The following is a 17,521-nucleotide window of genomic DNA, read 5'->3' as shown; positions in this document are numbered from 1 at the left end:
GCAAAGGGTTTCCGCACAATGCCGATCGACATTCTGATGCCGGCCCTCTCGCCGACCATGGAGGAGGGCAAGCTCTCCAAGTGGGTGAAGAAGGTAGGCGACACCGTGAAGTCCGGCGACGTCATCGCCGAGATCGAGACCGACAAGGCCACCATGGAGGTGGAGGCCGTGGACGAGGGGACGCTGAGCGAGATCCTCGTTGAGGAAGGCACCGAGGGCGTGAAGGTGAACACGCCCATCGCCAAGATCGCCGCCGACGGCGAAGCCGCCGTGGGCGGCCCGCAGCCGGACAGCGCCGCCACCGCGTCCACGCCGAAGTCGCAGGCCGCGCCCGAGCAGGGCGAAAAGCCCGTGACGCCGGAGAACTCGCTGAAGACCGTGTCCGGCGTGCCGGCCGCGCCGGTGAGCCAGACGCTCGCCGACCCGGACCTGCCGGCCAACGTCGAGTACGTTTCGATGACCGTGCGCGAGGCGCTCCGCGACGCCATGGCGGAGGAGATGCGCCGCGACGACAGCGTCTTCGTGATGGGCGAGGAGGTCGCCGAATACCAGGGCGCCTACAAGATCACCCAGGGCCTCCTGCAGGAGTTCGGCGCCCGCCGGGTGGTCGACACGCCCATCACCGAGCACGGCTTCGCCGGCCTCGGCGTCGGCGCGGCCTTCGCGGGCCTCCGGCCGATCGTGGAGTTCATGACGTTCAACTTCGCCATGCAGGCGATCGACCACATCATCAACTCCGCCGCCAAGACGCTCTACATGTCCGGCGGCCAGCTCGGCTGCCCGATCGTGTTCCGCGGGCCGAACGGCGCCGCCGCCCGCGTGGCCGCCCAGCACAGCCAGGACTACGCCGCCTGGTACAGCCAGATCCCCGGCCTCAAGGTGGTGCAGCCCTATTCGGCCGCCGACGCCAAGGGCCTCCTGAAGGCCGCCATCCGGGATCCGAACCCGGTGGTCTTCCTGGAGAACGAGATCCTCTACGGCCAGTCCTTCCAGGTGCCCAAGGTGGACGACCTCGTCCTGCCGATCGGCAAGGCGCGCATCCACCGCAAGGGCAAGGACCTCACCATCGTGTCCTTCGGCATCGGCATGACCTACGCCACCAAGGCGGCCGAGGAGCTTGCCGGCATGGGCCTCGACGCTGAGGTCATCGACCTCAGGACCATCCGGCCGATGGATGTCGCCACCGTGGTGGAATCGGTGAAAAAGACCGGCCGCTGCGTGACCGTGGAGGAAGGCTTCCCGCAGTCGGGCGTCGGCTCGGAGATCGCCTACCAGATCATGGCGAACGCCTTCGACTACCTGGACGCCCCGGTCGCCCGCATCACCGGCAAGGACGTGCCGATGCCCTACGCGGCGAACCTGGAGAAGCTGGCGCTGCCGTCGATCCAGGAAGTCATCGACGCCGCCCGGGCGGTCACCTACACGGCCTGAGACCGCCGCGCCGGCCACCGCCGCGCCCGCGCCGCCCTGGCCGACGGCGCGGCCGCACCGGCGCCCTGAAGGCCGATCTTCGCCGGGCGGACCGCCACTCCGCCCGGCGCCTCACACTCATCGCGGACCGCCGCTGCGGCTGGTCGGTCCACCTGAACACTCTCTGCCGAGCGCCGACGGGCCGCTCGCGACGGGAACCGGCCTGACCGGGGAGGACACGGAATGCCGATCGAGATTCTGATGCCGGCTCTCTCTCCCACCATGGAGAAGGGCAATCTCGCCAAGTGGACGGTGAAGGAAGGCGACACGGTGAAGTCCGGCGACGTGATCGCCGAAATCGAGACCGACAAGGCCACCATGGAGGTGGAGGCCGTCGACGAGGGCACCGTCGCCAAGATCGTGGTGCCGGAAGGCACCCAGGACGTGGCGGTCAACGCCGTCATCGCGCTGCTGGCCGGCGAGGGCGAGGACGTCGCGGCGGCCGCCTCCGGCAACGGTGCCGCCAAGGCCGCGTCGAGCGAGGCTCCGAAGGCCGCCGAGGCGCCCGCGTCCGGCGCCGCCCCGGTCGCCAACCCGCCGCCGTCGAGCCCGCCCGGCGGCGGCTACGGCGCCGCCGCGCCGGCCCCCGTTGCGCAGTCCGCGCCCCCGTCGGCCCAATCCGCTTCGGCCCAGTCCGCGTCCGCCGCGCCCCAGGGGGCTCCGGCGTCGTCCGGCGAGGGCCGGATGTTCGCCTCGCCGCTCGCCCGCCGCGTCGCCAAGGAGAAGGGCGTCAGCCTCTCCGACATCCTCGGCTCCGGTCCGCACGGCCGCATCATCCTGCGCGACGTTGAGAACGCCAAGCCCGGCGCGAAGCCGGCCGCCGCCCCGGCCGGCGCGCCGGCTCCGGCCGCCAAGGCCCCGGAGGGTCCGAAGCCCGCCGCTCCGTCGGGCCTCTCCGACGACGCGGTGCTGAAGCTGTTCGAGCCGGGCTCCTTCGAGCTCGTGCCTCACGACGGCATGCGCAAGACGATCGCCCGGCGGCTCACCGAGTCCAAGCAGACCGTGCCGCACTTCTACGTGACGGTCGACTGCGAACTCGACGCGCTGCTCGCCCTGCGCGCCCAGCTCAACGAGGCGGCCGCGGTCACGGACGGCAAGCCGGCGTACAAGCTGTCGGTCAACGACATGGTCATCAAGGCCATGGCGCTCGCCCTCAAGGCGGTGCCGGACGCCAACGTGTCGTGGACCGACGGCGGCATGCTCCGCCACAAGCACGCCGACGTGGGCGTCGCCGTGTCCATCCCCGGCGGCCTGATCACGCCGATCATCCGCAAGGCGGAAACCAAGCCGCTCTCCATCATCTCCAACGAAATGAAGGACCTCGCCAAGCGCGCCCGCGACCGCAAGCTGAAGCCGGAGGAATACCAGGGCGGCACCACGGCGGTCTCCAACCTCGGCATGTTCGGCGTGAAAGACTTCGCCGCCGTCATCAACCCGCCCCACGCCACCATCCTGGCGGTCGGCGCCGGCGAGCAGCGCGCCGTGGTGAAGAAGGGCGAGCTCGCGGTCGCGACGATCATGAGCGTGACGCTGTCCACGGATCACCGGGCCGTGGACGGCGCGCTCGGGGCGGAGCTGATCCAGGCGTTCAAGGGGTATGTGGAGAAGCCGTTCTCCATGCTGGTGTGAGGGGGGGAGTCCCGCCCCGTCATCCCGGCGAAAGCCGGGATCCAATCGACTAAAGGCCGGTAATCCGGCCGACAGGTTCGCATGACGTGCATGCCCCTGCCGGTCGGAGCGCAACGTGAAGGAACCCGCGGTCTACATTCTCGCAAGCGGTCGACGCGGTACGCTCTATACCGGTGTCACCAGCAACCTGCCGAGCCGGGTCTGGGAGCACCGGGAAAAGATCCGGAAAGGCTTCACGACGAAGTATCACGTCGACCGGCTCGTCTGGTTCGAAGCCCACGACATCATGGAAACGGCTATTCGGCGCGAGAAGCAGATCAAGGAATGGCGACGGCACTGGAAAGTTCAGCTGATCGAGGCGACCAACCCCGATTGGCTTGATCTGTACGACACACTTTTCTGACTGCGAGGGTGATTGAGCCGTCGGTTGGATCCCGGCTTTCGCCGGGATGACGATGGGCAAATCCGGACATCCCAACGCCCGTCATCCCGGCGAAAGCCGGGATCCAACCGACCGCGTCACACCTGAACGCCGCAAGCATGGCGCGACGCGAGCGAACACGACACGCCAGAGGATAAGGAAGCATCCCCCATGTCCCAATACGACGTGATCATCATCGGCGCCGGTCCCGGCGGATATGTCACCGCCATCCGGGCGGCGCAGCTCGGGTTCAAGACCGCGGTGGTGGAGAACAAGCATCTTGGCGGCATCTGCCTGAACTGGGGCTGCATTCCGACCAAGGCGCTCCTCAGGTCCGCGGAGGTCTACCACTACGCCACCCACGCGGAGGCCTACGGGCTGACCGTCCAGGGCGTCGGGTTCGATCCCGCGGCCATCGTGAAGCGGTCGCGGGGTGTCTCGGCCCAGCTGAACGGTGGCGTCGGCGGGCTGTTGAAGAAGAACAAGGTGGACGTGATCTGGGGCCGGGCCTCGATCCCGAAGGTCGGTACCGTCAAGGTGGAAGCCGCTCGCGAGACCGAGTACGGCAAGCCCAACCCGGCCCCGCGCGGCGCGCTCGGCGCCGGCGAGTACCAGGCCAAGCACGTGATCGTGGCCACCGGCGCCCGTCCGCGCGTGCTGCCGGGCCTGGAGCCGGACGGCAAGCTGGTCTGGACCTATTTCGAGGCCATGGTGCCGGACGTCATGCCGAAGTCTCTGCTGGTGGTCGGCTCCGGCGCCATTGGCATCGAGTTCGCCAGCTTCTACCGCACCATGGGCGCCGAGGTGACCGTGGTGGAGGTGATGCCGCAGATCCTGCCCGTCGAGGACCACGAGATCGCCGAGCACGCCAAGAAGAGATTCGAGAAGCAGGGCTTCAAGATCCTCACCGAGGCCAAGGTGACGGCGCTCGCCAAGGGCGCCGACGACGTCACCGCCACGGTGGAGCTGAAGGACGGATCCAAGCAGCAGATCAAGGTCGATCGGGTGATCTCGGCCGTCGGCGTGGTCGGCAACATCGAGAACCTCGGCCTCGAAGCCCTCGGCGTGAAGACCGACAGGGGCTGCGTCGTCACCGACGGCCTCGGCCGCACCAGCGTGCCCGGCATCTACGCCATCGGCGACGTGGCCGGCCCGCCGATGCTCGCCCACAAGGCCGAACACGAGGGCGTGCTCACCATCGAGGCCATCGCCGGCAAGCACGTGCATGCGATGGACAAGGCGAAGATCCCGGGCTGCACCTACTGCCATCCGCAGGTGGCGTCCGTCGGTCTCACGGAGAACCGCGCCAAGGAGGCCGGCTACGAGGTCAAGGTCGGCCGCTTCCCCTTCATCGGCAACGGCAAGGCGATCGCGCTCGGCGAGCCGGAAGGCCTCGTGAAGACCATCTTCGACGCCAAGACGGGCCAGCTCCTTGGGGCCCACATGATCGGCGCCGAGGTGACCGAGCTGATCCAGGGCTTCGTGGTGGCCATGCAGCTGGAAACCACCGAGGAGGACCTGATGCACACGGTCTTCCCGCACCCGACGCTCTCCGAGATGATGCACGAGAGCGTGCTCTCGGCTTACGGCCGGGCCATCCACATCTGACGGCGGGGGAGGGCGGGCCCGCTCCGGGCGGGCTCGCACTCCTGATTCGACCTTGATGAGAGAGCGCCGTGTGGCCGTCGGTCCAGGCAGCAAAGAAAAAATTGCGCTGCGCAACGTTGCCTGCCGGCTGCGACAAGCAAGCCGAGCAGTTCACGCTATGCACGCCAAGCCCCTACAGTCACAGCGGGATCCAGGAGAATCCGATCGCCGTCCGGCTGTGGTATTCGGACTCGTCACATTCTGTATTACTAATATATCAGCTTCTATCATCTTGATTTATAAACCACGTTTTAAGTCGCGGTGCACAATCATGGGTTCGACCATGACGATCATCGGAGGGCACCATGGCGCTGCGGGCCGTCACCGCGCACGACATTTCGGTTCGCTCGCAATCCACGCGCGATCTGGCCGTCACGAAGGTGGGGCAGATCCGGGCGATCAACCGGCGGATGCGCATCCTTGCGTTGAACGCCCTCATCGAGGCGGCGCGCGCCGGTGAACTCGGGCGCGGCTTCGCGGTCGTCTCGCAGGAGGTGCGGGGCATCTCCGACGAGGTGGAGGACCTGTCCGTTTCGCTTGAGGCGGAACTCGCCGGAGAGATAGACGCCCTCGCGCGGATGGCCGACGACATGGCCCGCACCGCCAAGGGGCAGAGGCTGGTCGATCTCGCCCTCAACGCCATCGAGATCGTCGACCGCAACCTCTACGAACGCACCTGCGACGTGCGCTGGTGGGCCACCGACTCGGCCTTCGTGGCCGCCGCCGCCGAGAAGACCCCGCAGGCGGCGGATTTCGCCTGCGAGCGCCTGGGCGTCATCATCAAGGCCTACACCGTCTACCTGGACCTCTGGCTCTGCGACACGGACGGCCGCATCCTGGCGTCCGCCGGTGACGACCGGTTCCAGGTGCGCGGCCGGTCCGCCGGCGACCGGCCATGGTTCCGGGCCGCCTCGAGACTCAGGACCGGCGACGACTTCCACGCGGAGGACGTCACCACGGAACCGCTGCTGGACAACCGCGCGGTCGCCACCTACGCGACGCCCGTCCGGGCCGGCGCGGCGACCCATGGTGCCCCGATCGGGATCCTGGCCATCCACTTCGACTGGGAGCCCCAGGCGCGGACGATCGTGGAGGGCATCCGGTTCACCGACGAGGAGAAGGCGACGGCGCGCGCCATGATCGTCGACGCCGGCGGGCGCGTGATCGCCGCCTCGGACGGAAAGGGGATCCTCTCCGAGCGCATTCGTCTGGAGAGCGCGGACCTGAGCGGCTGGACGATGGCTGCCGACGGCTCCATCCTCGCCTTTCATCGGACCCCCGGGTACGAAACCTACCGAGGCCTCGGCTGGGCCGGCGTCATCGAGATGAAGGCACGTCCGTGAAGCGTGACGCGGAGCTTGACGGAACGTAACCTCCACACCAGTTGCCTTTTGGGACCGGTCTGGATGGAGGCGCCGCCCGAGGGCGCGGCCAGGCCGGCGAGGAAGCGGCCATGGGCATGGAAGGCGTGGGATTCCTGGGCTCGATCATCATCGGGCTGATCGCGGGCTATGTGGCGGAGCGGATCACCCGCTCGGATCATGGTTTCCTGACGAACATCTTCCTCGGCGTGCTCGGCGCCGTGGTGATGGGCTGGCTGGCCCGGAGGCTCGGCTTCACCATCGACGGGTTCGCGGAGAACCTCGTCGGCGCCATCGTGGGGGCTTTCGGCCTCATCACCATCTATCAGTGGCTGAAGCGGTCCTGAGCCGCCGCCCCCCGTCGCCGCTGAACCGGGGTCCGGAAGTGTCTCCGCCATTCGTCGGCTGCAACCCGGTAATGCTCGGCCGCCCCTTGAGAAACCGCGATCCATGGGGCAATTGAACGGTAGGGCGGCGGCGCGCGCCTCCCTCCGGGAACAGAGGCTGAGGACGACATGGTCACCCTGCTCGATACGGTGAAGAACCCGCCGAAGGCGCGCCATCCGGAGAAAGCCCACCGGCCGGACAATCCGGTCCTGCGCAAGCCCGAGTGGATCCGCGTCAAGGCGCCCGGCTCCCCGATCTATCGGGAGACCCAGGGCATCGTGAAGGAGAACGGCCTCGTCACCGTGTGCGAGGAGGCCGGCTGCCCGAACATCGGCGAGTGCTGGTCGAAGAAGCACGCCACCATGATGATCATGGGCGACACGTGCACCCGCGCCTGCGCCTTCTGCAACGTGAAGACCGGCATGCCCGGCGCCCTCGATCCGCACGAGCCGGAGAACGTGGCGATCGCCGTGGAGAAGCTCGGCCTCTCCCACGTGGTGATCACCTCCGTGGACCGGGACGACCTCGCCGACGGCGGCGCCCGCCATTTCGCCGAGGTGATCCGCGCCATCCGGGCCCGCTCGCCGCAGACCACCATCGAGGTGCTGACGCCGGACTTCCTGCGCAAGGACGGCGCCCTGGAGATCGTCGTCGAGGCGAAGCCAGACGTGTTCAACCATAACCTGGAGACCGTGCCGTCCAAGTACCTGACGGTTCGGCCCGGCGCGCGCTACTTCCACTCCATCCGCCTGCTGCAGCGGGTGAAGGAGCTCGATCCGACCATGTTCACCAAGTCCGGCATCATGGTCGGGCTCGGCGAGGAGCGGAACGAGATCCTCCAGCTCATGGACGACCTGCGCACCGCCGAGGTGGATTTCCTGACCGTCGGCCAGTACCTGCAGCCGACCCGGAAGCATCACCCCATCGTCCGCTTCCTGACGCCGGACGAGTTCAAGTCGCTGGAGACGATCGCCTACACCAAGGGCTTCCTGATGGTGTCGTCGAGCCCGCTGACCCGCTCGTCCCACCACGCCGGCGAGGACTTCGCCCGCCTGAAGGCCGCCCGCGAGGCGCGCCAGGGCGGAAAGGCCTGATCAACACAGCGCCGGTATAGTGTGACACGACGGAGCGCCCGGCCGGGCGCCCGCCGCCGCGGCCGCGCAGGAACCGGCCGGCCGCCGCAACCATCGTTCGGGTTCAACGTTCGCTCGTCATGCCGTCCTTCGAAACCACCCGCCGCGTGCGCCACTCCGCCGAGAAGATGTTCGACCTCGTCGCCGACGTGGAGACCTACCCGCGCTTCGTTCCGCTGTGTGAAAGCCTCGTCGTCCGCGCCCGGCGTCCCATGCCGGACGGCCGCGAGGTGATGGTGGCCGACATGACGGTCGCCTACGCCATGTTCCGGGAGACGTTCACCTCGAAGGTGACGCTCGACCGCGCGGCGCTGACCATCACGGTGGAATACCTGGACGGGCCGTTCAAGCACCTGGAGAACGTCTGGCGGTTCAGGCCGACCGGCGAGACCACCTCCGAGGTGCACTTCTTCATCACCTACGAGTTCAAGAGCCGAACCCTCGGGGCGCTGATGGGCGCCATGTTCGACAAGGCGTTCCGGAAGTTCGCCGAAGCCTTCGAAAGCCGCGCCGACACGGTCTACGGCTGACCGCCGGCACGGCCAATCGCCTCCTCCAGGAGACCGAGCGCGGTCTCCACGGAGACGAGGCGCACGGCGCCGCGGCCGAGATCGCCGAAGCGCCGCTCCAGGTGTCGCGTCGCGCCGCCGCGAACGGAAAGCCCGAAGTGCACGAGACCGATCGGCTTGGCGGTCGACCCGCCGCCCGGTCCCGCGATGCCCGTGACCGAGACCGCGACGGTCGCGTCGGAGCGGGCGAGGGCGCCTTCGGCCATGGCCCGCGCCACCGGTTCGCTGACCGCGCCATGCCGCGCGATCAGGTCCGCCGGCACGCCCAGGAGATCGGTCTTCGCCCCGTTCGAATAGGTCACGAAGCCCCGGTCCACCACGGCGCTCGAGCCCGGAATCTCCGTCAGCAGCGCCGCGATCAGCCCGCCGGTGCAGGACTCCGCCGTGGCGATCCGGTGGCCGCCGGCCCGGGCCGCGTCGAGGAGAGCCGCCGCGCGGGGCAGCAGGGGCGTCAGGTCGCTCATGGAGCCACCGGCAGGCGCACCGTCGCCGTCGCCATGGCGGCGATGCCCTCGCGCCGGCCGACGAAGCCCATCTTCTCGTTCGTGGTCGCCTTCACGCCCACTCGCTCGACCGGGATGCCGCAGACGCCGGCGATGATGGCCCGCATGGCGTCCCGGTGCGGCCCCACCTTGGGCGCCTCCGCCAGGATGGCGATGTCGCAATGGGCGACGATGCCGCCGCGCTCGCGCACGCGCCGCACCGCGTCCTCCAGGAAGAGCGTGGACGCCGCGCCGCGCCAGCGCGGATCGGAAGGCGGAAAATGCTGCCCGATGTCCCCGTCGCCGATCGCGCCCAGGATGGCATCGACCAGCGCGTGCAGCGCCACGTCCGCGTCCGAGTGGCCGTTGAGCTTGTGGCTGTGCGGGATGGTGACGCCGCCGAGCACGACCGCGTCGCCCTCCTCGAACCGGTGCACGTCGTAGCCGACGCCGACGCGCACGTCCGGCAGGCGCAGGAAGGTTTCGGCGGTCAGCCGCGCCTCGGCGGCGGCGAAGTCGGACTGGGTGGTCAACTTGGTGTTCCCCTCGTCGCAGGCGACCATGTGCACCGCGTGGCCGGCCCACTCGGCCACGGCCCCGTCGTCGGTGAGGTCGGAGACGCCGGCCGCGGCCGCGCGGCGATGGGCGTCCAGGATGGTGGCGAAACGAAAGCCCTGCGGCGTCGCGGCGCGCCACAGCCCCTCGCGCGGCACCGTCTCCAGGATGCGGCCGTCCGGACCGGTGCGCTTCACCGTGTCGACGACCGGAACGCCGACGACCACCGCCTCGTGGCGTCCGAGCGCATCGACGCAGGCGTCGATCGTTCCGCCCGTCACGAATGGCCGCACCCCGTCGTGCACGAGCACCAGGTCCGGCGGGTCGCCGGCCAGCGCCTCCAGGCCGCGCCGCACGCTCTCCTGTCGTGTCCTGCCGCCGGTGACAGGGGGCAGGGCGCGCCCGGCGGCGACGTCGGCAAGGCAGGCGGCGGCGAGATCCGCGTCGTCCGGATGGATCACCGTCACGATCCGGGTCACCACCGGGTGGTGGAGAAAAGCCTCGACCGTGTGCCGCAGCACCGGCTTGCCGGCGAGGGCGCGGTACTGCTTCGGCCCTCCGGCGTCCGGACCGCCGGCCCGGCTTCCGCGCCCCGCCGCCACCAGCAGGACGGCCACGTTGACGTTCATTGCTGCGGGTGCGAGGGAATTGCTGTCGGACATCGTCCTGCTCTGGGCCAAGAACCGAGGCCGAGCGACCGGAGCCGATCGGAAATCATCGTCGTGGATTAGCGATGCTTGAAGGAAACGGCAAGAAGGCGTGCAAGACCGCTTGTGCCGTCGCTTCCAATGCGTAAAATGTGAGCAGCAAACCGGGATGCCCCGTTTATGAGCAATTCAAACGGACGCGTAGTCGATCCGTCGGCGGAACAAGGGAATTCGGCGAGCCTGTCCCTTGGGATCGGCGGCGTCACCGCGCCGAATCGCGTCTTCCTCGCCCCCATGTCGGGCGTCAGCGATCTGGCCTTCCGCCGGATCGCCCAACGATATGGCGCAGGTCTCGTCGTGTCCGAGATGGTGGCCTGCGAGACGCTCGCGGAGGGCGATCCGGAGACCCTCACCCGCGCCGAAGGGGAGGGCATCGACGTCCATGTGGTCCAGCTCGCCGGCCGGGAGGCCCACTGGATGCGCGAGGGCGCGATCCGGGCCGCCGCAGCAGGGGCGTCCGTCATCGACATCAACATGGGCTGCCCGGCGAAGCGCGTGACGACCGGCTACTCCGGCTCCGCCCTGATGCGCGACCTCGACCACGCCTCCCGCCTGATCGAGGCGGTCGTCGGCGCCGTGGACCTTCCGGTCACGCTGAAGATGCGCCTCGGCTGGGACGACCGCTCGCTGAACGCGCCGGAGCTCGCCGCCCGCGCCGAGGCGATCGGCGTCCGGATGGTGACGGTCCACGGCCGCACGCGCTGCCAGTTCTACAAGGGCGCCGCCGACTGGTCGAAGGTACGCGCGGTGCGCGACGCGATCGGCATCCCGCTCGTGGTCAACGGCGACATCGTCTCCGCCGAGACCGCCCGCCGGGCGCTGGCCCTTTCCGGCGCCGACGCCGTCATGATCGGACGCGGCGCCTACGGCCGCCCGTGGGCGCCGGGGCGCATCGCCGAGGCGCTGCGCACCGGCGGCGAGGCGGTCGACCCGCCGGTCGAGGAGATCCGCGACACGCTGGTGGAGCATTATGAGGCGATCCTCTCGCTCTATGGTTCCGCTCTCGGCGTCAGGATCGCCCGCAAGCATATCGGCTGGACCTTCGAGGCCGTCGCCAATCCGCATCCGGCCGCGCCGGCGCTCAAGACGCGGATCTTCGCCGCCGAGGAGCCCGGAGCCGTCCTCGCCGATCTCCGCCGCTGGTTCGCCGACGCGGCGCCCCGTTCAGCAACCCGGAGGGAAGCCGCATGAGCGACCGTGTCCGCCCCAAGGACCCGGCCGCCGGCTCCGCCACGCCCGCAGACACGCCCATCCGTTTCGGTTCGGAGGCCGCCATTCTCAACGCCCTTCCGCATCCCGTGATCCTGGTCGACGCCCGGGGCCATATCCGCTCCGCCAACGACGCCGCCCAGAGCTTCTTCCAGGCGAGCGCGGCCGTGCTCGCCCGTCATCCGCTGAAGCATTTCGTGCCCTTCGGCAGCCCGCTCCTCACCCTCATCGACCAGGTGCGCGACCGGGGATCCAGCGTCAACGAGTACCGCGTCGACATCGGCACGCCCCGCATCGGCGGGGAGCGCATCGTGGACATCTACGCCGCGCCCGCCAACGAGGGCGCCCAGGACACCGTGGTGATGCTCCAGGAGCGCACCATGGCGGACAAGATGGACCGCCAGCTCACCCACCGGGGCGCGGCCCGCTCGGTCACCGGCCTTGCCGCCATGCTGGCGCACGAGATCAAGAACCCGCTGTCCGGCATCCGCGGTGCCGCACAGCTTCTGGAACAGTCCGTGGACGACCCCGACCGGGCGCTCACCCGCCTGATCACCGACGAGGCGGACCGCATCGTCAAGCTCGTGGACCGCATGGAGGTCTTTTCCGACGAGCGGCCGATCGAGCGCGAGGCGGTCAACATCCACGCGGTGCTGGAGCACGTGAAGCGCCTCGCCCAGTCGGGCTTCGCCCGGGACATCCGCATCATCGAGGAATACGACCCGTCGCTGCCGCCGGTGTGGGCCAACCGCGACCAGCTCATCCAGGTCTTCCTCAACCTCGTCAAGAACGCCGCCGAGGCCCTCACCGACACGCCGGACGCGGAGATCGCGCTCGCGACCGCGTTCCGGCCGGGCGTGCGCCTGTCCGTGCCGGGCACCCGCGAGCGAGTGACGCTGCCGCTGGAGTTCACGGTTCGCGACAACGGACCCGGCGTTCCGGAGGAGATCCAGGCCCACATGTTCGACCCGTTCGTGACGACGAAGACCAACGGCACCGGGCTCGGTCTCGCGCTCGTCGCCAAGATCATCGGCGACCACGGCGGCGTCATCGAGTGCGACAGCCAGCCCCGTCGCACCGCATTCCGCGTCCTTCTCCCGGCCTTCACCGAAAAGATGGCCGACTGAGCTCTCACCCTTGAGGAAGCCTTCATGCCGACCGGCAGCATCCTTGTCGCCGACGACGACTCCGCGATCCGCACGGTGCTCAACCAGGCCCTGTCGCGCGCGGGCTACGAAGTGCGTCTCACCTCCAACGCGGCGACCCTCTGGCGGTGGGTGGCGCAGGGAGACGGCGATCTCGTCATCACAGACGTGATCATGCCCGACGAGAACGCGTTCGATCTCCTGCCGCGGATCAAGAAGGTGCGGCCGGAGCTGCCGGTCATCGTCATGAGCGCGCAGAACACCTTCATGACCGCGATCCGCGCGTCGGAGAAGGGCGCCTACGAGTACCTTCCCAAGCCCTTCGACCTGAAGGAGCTGATCTCCATCGTGGGCCGGGCCCTCGCCGAGCCGAAGAACCGGCAGCGGCTCGACGCGGCGGACGACGGCGGCGATGCCATCCCGCTGGTTGGCCGCTCGCCCGCCATGCAGGAGATCTACCGCGTCCTCGCCCGCCTGATGCAGACCGACCTCACGGTCATGATCTCCGGCGAGAGCGGCACCGGCAAGGAACTGGTCGCTCGCGCGCTCCACGACTACGGCAAGCGCCGCGCCGGGCCGTTCGTCGCCATCAACATGGCGGCGATCCCGCGCGACCTGATCGAAAGCGAGCTGTTCGGCCACGAGAAGGGCGCGTTCACCGGCGCCCAGTCCCGCTCCGCCGGCCGCTTCGAGCAGGCGGAGGGCGGCACGCTCTTCCTCGACGAGATCGGCGACATGCCGATGGACGCCCAGACCCGGCTCCTGCGCGTCCTCCAGCAGGGCGAGTACACCACCGTCGGCGGCCGCACCGCCATCAAGACGGACGTGCGCATCGTCGCCGCCACCAACAAGGACCTGCGCCAGCTGATCAACCAGGGTCTCTTCCGCGAGGACCTGTTCTTCCGCCTCAACGTGGTGCCGATCCGCCTGCCGCCGCTGCGCGAGCGCACCGAGGACGTGCCGGACCTCGTGCGCCATTTCTTCGCCCTCGCCGAGAAGGAGGGCCTGCCGTCGAAGCAGATCGAGACGGCAGCCATCGAGCGCCTGAAGCGCTACCGCTGGCCCGGCAACATCCGCGAACTGGAGAACCTCGTCCGCCGCCTCGCCGCCCTCTATCCGCAGGACACCATCACGGTGAACCTGATCGAGCAGGAGCTGGCGACGCCGTCCATGACCGCCACCGAGGACGAGCCGCCGCCGGACGACAACCTCTCCAACGCGGTGGAGCGCTTCCTGACGAAATACTTCACCGGCTACGGCGACGGCCTCCCGCCCCCGGGCCTCTATCACCGCATCCTGAAGGAAGTCGAATACCCGCTGATCGGCGCGGCGCTTGCCGCCACCCGGGGCAACCAGATCAAGGCGGCGGAGCTTCTGGGTGTGAACCGGAACACGCTGAGAAAGAAGATCCGGGACCTCGACGTGCAGGTGATCCGCTCGACGCGGTGAGAACGGTCCACCACCGGCGTGGTTCAGCGCGGCCCGGGACATTTCCGACCTGAAGCGAAGGGAGCGTGAACCCTAAGCCATCGGACATCCCGAGCTTCCGGAGTCATTGTTATAAATTGCAAGGTTCTTAACCGAATATTCAGGCCTTTCCATTAACGTCGGGAAGTATTCGCTGCCATGGGAGCGCCCGATGTTTTCTCGCCGTCACCTTCTGATCTCGTCCGTCGCCGGCGTGGCCGCACTGGCCATGCCGCACATCGCCCGTGCCGCCGTTCGGAGGTTCCGGCTCGGAACGGTTTCCGCCACCAACAGCGCCATCGGCATTGCCTCCGACAGCTTCGCCAAAGCACTGGCCGAGAAGTCGGGCGGCACGCTTCAGGTCGAGGTTTTCCACGCGTCAGCCATCGGCAAGGCCGTCGACTTGGTCGCCGGCGTGAAGGACAGCTCCATCGACATGTTCAGCCTGGCTGTCGACGTGCTGACCGACGTCCCGAACACGACCAAGGGTCTCGTCACGCCCTTCCTGTTCCCGAGCCGCGACGCCGCCCGCGCGGCCTTCGCCGGCAAGCTCGGCGAGTTCGGCCTCCGGTCGCTTTCCGGCACGGGTATCGTGGGCATAGGCATGTACGAGAACGGTCTTCGCCACGTGACCGCGCGCATGCCCGTCCGAACCCCGGCCGACCTTGCCGGCCTGAAGATCCGCGTGCCGGAATCGCCGGTTTCGGTGGCGACCTTCAAGGCGCTCGGCGCCAATCCGATCCCGATTCCCTTCGCTGAGCTCGTGCCGAAGATGAAGGCCGGCGAGGTGGACGCGCAGGAGAACCCAATCACCAACATCATCGCGGCCAAGCTGGAGGGCATGCAGACCCACGTCTCACTCACCGGCCACACCTACTCCCCGGGCATGTTTGGCCTGTCCGAAGACGTGGCGGCCGAGCTGACCGCTGCCGAACTCGCCATGTTCCGTGAGGCGGCCGTCGCGGGCATGAAGGCGAGCCATGCAGAGTCCAACCAGGCCGATGCGAGCGGCCTCGGCTTTCTGAAGGACAACGGCTGGACGATCGTCGACGATGTGGATGTCGCGTCCTTCATGAAGGCCGCCGGCACCGTCCATGCCGCCTGCGCCGAGATCGTCGGCGCCGACGTGCTGGCGGAAATCAAGTCGCTGGCGGCCTGAATCCCAGCCGGCGCGCCGACCGCTCTCCGCGCCGGCGCTTTCTGGCCGACCGGATCGACCGACGCACCGCGGATCGGACCTGCAGACGATCCCCGGTGACAACATTCCCCAAGAGCGCCCGCAAGCAAAGAGCGACGGAGTTCGGGCTCCGTCGATCAAGCCACCTTCAATCTCTGCCCATTGGAGAGCGCCGTGTTCATTGGATCCCTATCCGGTCGTATCATCTGGAACTTCTCTACCATCGCCGTCCTGTCGGCCGTGCTGGCGGTCGTAGCGACCTTTGCGGCCAACCGTGCCCGCGTCGCGGACCTGGAGCGGAACGACGCTTTCGCGATCGTCCAACAAGCTGCCGAGCTGATCGCTTTGGCCTCCGAAGCGCGACGCTCGGCCTTCGTGTTCGTGCAGTCTCGGACCGGAAACGACGCCAAGCGCGCCGAGGAGAATCTGGTCGCGCTGGAGACCTACAGCCGCTTGCATCCTGCCGACGCGACCGTTGCGAACGCCGTCGCGAGTATTCAGGCCGCTTATGGGGAGACCGCTGGATCGATCCACACGCTCTCTGTTGCCATGACACGCTTGGTTGATTCCGCCGTGCAGGTGGGCAATCCGGCGGGCGCGCTGGCAGGCATCGCGAGCCGGAGCGGCAGCGTCGATATGATCAACGCCGGATTCACGATGACCGATGCGTCGGGTCGGCTGTCCACCGCGACCACGAATTACGTGGCGACCTTTCAGGCTCTTGACCGGGAACGGATCCTGCAGGAATTGGCTCGCCTCGACGAAGCGGCCAAGATCATGTCCAGGCTGCCTGGCGCACCGCCACGTGTCGGCAAAATGGCCGCCAAGATGGCCGAGCTGTCCGCGCTCGTGACCGACCATATGCCCAAGCTCGACGCCGCGCAGAGGGCATCCCACGATGCGGCCTCTCGCCTGGACGCGGCCTACAAGGCTCTCGACGAGATCGGTGATGTCGCTCGGGCCCGTGCGTTGGCCGATTTCGAGGCTGCCAGCGCCCGCGCCGAAGAAGCCGGCTGGATGCTCCGCTCCGGTCTGACGCTCGCAGCCGTGTTGATCCCTATTGTCGGCCTGTTGCTGGCCTTTTTCCTCGCACGCCGCATCACGCGGCCGATCTTCGACCTGCAAAGCGCCATGGTCGCCATCAACGCCGGCAGCCTCGGCAGTGTGGTCCAGGACCTGAACAGGCCGGACGAAATCGGCCAGATGGCCCGCAGCGTCGAGCAGTTTCGCCTGAACGAGATCCGCCGGTTGGAGCTCCAGGCGGCCGACGAGGCTCGCAATCGACGCGACCGGGTGAGGCACGAGCTGGTCTCCAGCCTGATCGACGAATTCAAAAGCACCACCAATGGCCTGCTCTTGGACGTGGTGGGGGATGTGAGTCAGCTGAGTGTCGCTTCCGGTAAGGTGGTCAGGCTCATGGAGGAGGGGGCTTCCAAAGCCGAGTCCGCCACGGGCGCGTCCCGCCGCGTGTCGGACAGCGTGGAGCAATTATCCGCATCGGCAAGCGAGCTGGCTGATAGCGTCGATGAGGTCGCCCAGAAGATCGTCACGTCGTCCACGACGGTTCATCAAGTTGCCACGCTCAGCCGGTCGGCCAAGGAAGAGGTGGCCGGCCTGGCATACGCCGCCCAGCAGATCGGAGAAGTTATCTCGATGATCCGCAAGGTGGCCGACCAGACGAACCTGCTCGCCCTGAACGCGACGATCGAGGCGGCTCGGGCGGGAGAACACGGGCGCGGGTTCTCGGTCGTCGCCGCGGAGGTCAAGGATTTGGCCAACCAGACTGCCCACGCGACGACCAACATCGCGGACCATGTGGCGGAGATCCAGTCGACCACCGAACGGGCGGTCATGGCCATCAACCGGATCTCCGAAAGCATGGACACCGTCCAAATGACGTCTGGAGCCATCAGCGCCGCCGTCGAGCAGCAGGCCGCATCAACCGGCGCCATCAGCCGGAACACCGCGATGGCTGCCGATGGCACGAAGAACGTGGCCTCCGATGTGCGGCGGGTCCTCGACGGCGTGCTCGGCGCGCGGGAGGCGATCGACGACGTGAACCGGGTCGCGGGCGCCGTCACCGATCGGTCCGAAGCGTTGAAGCGGAAGATCGAGACTTTCCTGGCCGAAGTGGCCGCCGCCTGATGGCGACGGCCTGTTCG

Annotated in this window: 15 protein-coding genes; 13 read left to right on the top strand and 2 right to left on the bottom strand. The window is 68.3% G+C overall.

Features of this window, described 5'->3' with window-relative positions; genetic code table 11:
- The first annotated feature begins 18 nt into the window (after positions 1-18).
- The 8 genes from HND91_RS05970 (at position 19) to HND91_RS05935 (ending at position 8,578) form a co-directional block, all read left to right on the top strand.
- Positions 19-1,431 carry a pyruvate dehydrogenase complex E1 component subunit beta gene (locus HND91_RS05970; RefSeq protein WP_181705608.1) on the top strand — a complete coding sequence of 471 codons (1,413 nt, stop codon included), beginning with the start codon at positions 19-21 and terminating at the stop codon, positions 1,429-1,431.
- Between the two features lie 222 nt (positions 1,432-1,653).
- Positions 1,654-3,099 carry a pyruvate dehydrogenase complex dihydrolipoamide acetyltransferase gene (locus HND91_RS05965; RefSeq protein WP_181705607.1) on the top strand — a complete coding sequence of 482 codons (1,446 nt, stop codon included), beginning with the start codon at positions 1,654-1,656 and terminating at the stop codon, positions 3,097-3,099.
- A gap of 115 nt (positions 3,100-3,214) precedes the next feature.
- Positions 3,215-3,502: a GIY-YIG nuclease family protein gene (locus HND91_RS05960; RefSeq protein ID WP_181705606.1), complete on the top strand. Its 288-nt coding sequence runs from the start codon at positions 3,215-3,217 to the stop codon at positions 3,500-3,502.
- A 189-nt stretch (positions 3,503-3,691) separates the two neighbouring features.
- Positions 3,692-5,128, top strand: a complete 1,437-nt coding sequence (gene lpdA / locus HND91_RS05955) for a dihydrolipoyl dehydrogenase (RefSeq protein WP_181705605.1) — start codon at positions 3,692-3,694, stop codon at positions 5,126-5,128.
- 344 nt (positions 5,129-5,472) lie between these two features.
- Positions 5,473-6,510 carry a cache domain-containing protein gene (locus HND91_RS05950; protein ID WP_181705604.1) on the top strand — a complete coding sequence of 346 codons (1,038 nt, stop codon included), beginning with the start codon at positions 5,473-5,475 and terminating at the stop codon, positions 6,508-6,510.
- 110 nt (positions 6,511-6,620) lie between these two features.
- Positions 6,621-6,875: a GlsB/YeaQ/YmgE family stress response membrane protein gene (locus tag HND91_RS05945; protein ID WP_181705603.1), complete on the top strand. Its 255-nt coding sequence runs from the start codon at positions 6,621-6,623 to the stop codon at positions 6,873-6,875.
- A gap of 168 nt (positions 6,876-7,043) precedes the next feature.
- Positions 7,044-8,009, top strand: a complete 966-nt coding sequence (lipA, locus tag HND91_RS05940; protein ID WP_181705602.1) for a lipoyl synthase — start codon at positions 7,044-7,046, stop codon at positions 8,007-8,009.
- 119 nt (positions 8,010-8,128) lie between these two features.
- Entirely contained in the window at positions 8,129-8,578 is a 450-nt protein-coding gene (locus HND91_RS05935; protein ID WP_181705601.1) for a type II toxin-antitoxin system RatA family toxin, read from the top strand.
- Here the strand turns inward: HND91_RS05935 and HND91_RS05930 are convergent.
- Both HND91_RS05930 and HND91_RS05925 read right to left on the bottom strand, forming a co-directional pair.
- Entirely contained in the window at positions 8,569-9,081 is a 513-nt protein-coding gene (locus HND91_RS05930; protein WP_181705600.1) for a CinA family protein, read from the bottom strand. The two genes, HND91_RS05935 and HND91_RS05930, sit on opposite strands and share 10 nt — an antisense overlap.
- Positions 9,078-10,316, bottom strand: coding sequence for a bifunctional 2-C-methyl-D-erythritol 4-phosphate cytidylyltransferase/2-C-methyl-D-erythritol 2,4-cyclodiphosphate synthase (locus HND91_RS05925; RefSeq protein ID WP_246329310.1), 1,239 nt, complete (start codon positions 10,314-10,316; stop codon positions 9,078-9,080). Before HND91_RS05925 ends, HND91_RS05930 begins: the two co-directional genes overlap by 4 nt.
- 165 nt (positions 10,317-10,481) lie before the next feature.
- On the opposite strand from HND91_RS05925, the gene dusB reads away from it, so the two are divergent.
- The 5 genes from dusB (at position 10,482) to HND91_RS23195 (ending at position 17,504) form a co-directional block, all read left to right on the top strand.
- A complete protein-coding gene (gene dusB, locus HND91_RS05920; protein ID WP_181705599.1) occupies positions 10,482-11,552 on the top strand; it encodes a tRNA dihydrouridine synthase DusB in 1,071 nt (356 codons plus the stop codon).
- Positions 11,549-12,697 (top strand): two-component system sensor histidine kinase NtrB, encoded by a 1,149-nt coding sequence (locus HND91_RS05915; protein ID WP_181705598.1) that lies wholly within the window; start codon positions 11,549-11,551, stop codon positions 12,695-12,697. Before dusB ends, HND91_RS05915 begins: the two co-directional genes overlap by 4 nt.
- A 24-nt stretch (positions 12,698-12,721) precedes the next feature.
- A complete protein-coding gene (ntrC, locus tag HND91_RS05910; RefSeq protein WP_181705597.1) occupies positions 12,722-14,164 on the top strand; it encodes a nitrogen regulation protein NR(I) in 1,443 nt (480 codons plus the stop codon).
- A gap of 190 nt (positions 14,165-14,354) precedes the next feature.
- Positions 14,355-15,341, top strand: coding sequence for a TRAP transporter substrate-binding protein (locus HND91_RS05905; protein WP_181705596.1), 987 nt, complete (start codon positions 14,355-14,357; stop codon positions 15,339-15,341).
- Between the two features lie 192 nt (positions 15,342-15,533).
- The gene (locus HND91_RS23195; RefSeq protein WP_181705595.1) at positions 15,534-17,504 is read left to right on the top strand and encodes a methyl-accepting chemotaxis protein; all 1,971 of its coding nucleotides are present in this window, start codon (positions 15,534-15,536) and stop codon (positions 17,502-17,504) included.
- Positions 17,505-17,521: the final 17 nt, after the last annotated feature.

The organism is Chthonobacter rhizosphaerae, assembly GCF_013839525.1.
GTDB classification, from domain to species: domain Bacteria; phylum Pseudomonadota; class Alphaproteobacteria; order Rhizobiales; family Pleomorphomonadaceae; genus Chthonobacter; species Chthonobacter rhizosphaerae.
This window is presented reverse-complemented; position numbering and strand designations above follow the sequence as displayed.